Here is a 1,984-nt window from a genome sequence, read left to right on the forward strand (position 1 = left end):
ATCAGCCCGAGCGGCGTCGGCACCGACCGTCTCGAAGGCGTCCCGGCGCGAGGTGTGGTTCTTCCGGACGCGCGTGCCGCGGTGGAGCGCGCAGGCGTCGTCGGAGGGGCTCGCGTGCATACACACCAGCGTCTCGGCGTGGTCGGCCTTCGCGGCCTCGACGGCGCACACCGCGTTCATCACGTTGTCGGAGGAGGGGCGGTCCGCGGAGCGCTGGCTCCCGGTGAACACGACCGGCACCGGCGAATCGAGCATGAAGGAGAGCGCGGACGCGGAGTACTGCATCGTGTCGGTGCCGTGCATCACGACGACGCCGTCGGCACCCGCCTCGACCTCCTCGCGGACGGCCGCGGCCAGCTCGCGCCAGATGGACGGCTCCATGTTCTCCGAGAGGATGTTCGCGACGACCCGGCCGCGGTAGTTCGCGCGTCCGGCGAGCTCCGGGACGGCCCGGAGGACGTCTTCGGCGTCGAACTGGGCCGTGACGGCCCCGGTCCGGTAGTCGACGGTGGAGGCGATGGTCCCGCCGGTCGAGATGAGCGAGACTGTGGGCAGGTCGTCGTCGAAGGTGATCTCTGAGGTGGCGTCGTCGTCGGTCTCGGCCGCGGGGTCGACCTCGCGGACGGCGGATTCGAGCACCTCGACGTCGGCCGCGTCGCGGTCGATCCCGACGTTGTAGCCGCCGTCGAGCTTGACGACGAGGTGGTCGCGCGTCGTGGAGGGGAGCAGTACGCCCTCGTTGGTGACGCCCCCGCGCTCGACGCGGACGCGATCTCCCGGTTGCATACGACCGGGTTCCGCCGGGGCGGACTTGAATCCAACCGTTCGCGGCGCGCGCCTGTCGGTTCGGGGCGTTGCGGCTCGGAACCGGACGAGCGAACGGCTCGGCGATCGGAACCGCTCGGCGGAAACGACGGAACGGAGGAAGAAGGAAAGACGGCGAGGCCGACGGAGCCGAGGGCTATCGGTCGGCTTCGGGGGTCGCTTGCGGGCGCGTCAGTGCTCGATGTACTCGGCTTCCCAGTCGGTACGCGCCTCGATCTCGCGGCGGCCGCGACGCGTCAGCGTGTAGTAGTTAGTACGGCGGTCGCGCTGGCCCTTTTCGACGAGCCCTTTCTCGACGAGCGTGTCGAGGTTCGGATAGAGGCGGCCGTGGTGGATCTCTTTCTCGTAGTACTCCTCGAGCTCCTCTTTGATAGCCAGCCCGTGCGGCTCGTCGAGCCCCGCGATCACGTAGAGGAGGTCGCGCTGGAAACCTGTGAGGTCGTACATACAACTGTCAGTACATACCTGTCGAAAATAAATAAATATACCGTTATATCAGTCTCCGTACGACCGGACGCCCCGCCTTACCACCCCGCAACGGACACGCCTGTCCTGTCAACTCCGTAACTGTCGTTGGCGGTTGGCAGTAGATTTGCGGTCGAGCGTCGTTTCCCGGGTCTGATACGTGGTGCGAACCGACGGCGACCGCACACGAACGAAACCGGTCGTGAGAAGTGTCGTGTTCCGGTTCGAAAAGCGTCGTGACTCGGTGGAGCATGTACGAACGGACCGAACCCGGGGCTACTCGGTCGAGTTATCGGAAGAAGGCACGCCCGACGCGGAAAAAAGCCGCGTCGGGCCTGCCGATTGGTCCCCGCTGACGCTTCGGCCCTCCAGACGAAGCGTCACCTGAACGTACACCGCAGAGCATCATAAACGTGTCGTACGTCGCTCACATGTGTTCCTCTTCTAACACCCAGCCGAGCGCGCGCTTGTAGTGGGTGAAAAGCTCCTCGACGCCGCGGTGGTTCATCTCCTCGTCGTCCAACTGTTCGCGGAGGAACTCGTACTGCTCTCTGATCTCTGCTTCGGAGCGCATGGTTCGGGTAGGGGACGCGCGTGGGGAGAGTGTTGTGGCCGATACGCGAACGATCTGATCGAAACCCCCGAAGCCCCAGCCGCTCGGTACTACGAAGCCAACGCTGTGGCCGAGACCCCC

Annotated in this window: 3 protein-coding genes; all 3 read right to left on the bottom strand. The window is 65.7% G+C overall.

Going from position 1 to position 1,984, the window contains the following annotated elements:
* On the bottom strand, positions 1 to 786 hold a 786-nt coding region (gene gatD, locus BN903_RS14860; RefSeq protein WP_154018152.1), incomplete at its 3' end, for a Glu-tRNA(Gln) amidotransferase subunit GatD.
* A gap of 210 nt (positions 787 to 996) precedes the next feature.
* Complete coding sequence (locus tag BN903_RS14865; RefSeq protein WP_004597247.1) at positions 997 to 1,272, bottom strand: PadR family transcriptional regulator; 276 nt, start codon at positions 1,270 to 1,272, stop codon at positions 997 to 999.
* Between the two features lie 445 nt (positions 1,273 to 1,717).
* Positions 1,718 to 1,864 (bottom strand): hypothetical protein, encoded by a 147-nt coding sequence (locus BN903_RS17745; RefSeq protein WP_195155830.1) that lies wholly within the window; start codon positions 1,862 to 1,864, stop codon positions 1,718 to 1,720.
* Positions 1,865 to 1,984: the final 120 nt, after the last annotated feature.

This window comes from Halorubrum sp. AJ67, from assembly GCF_000513435.1.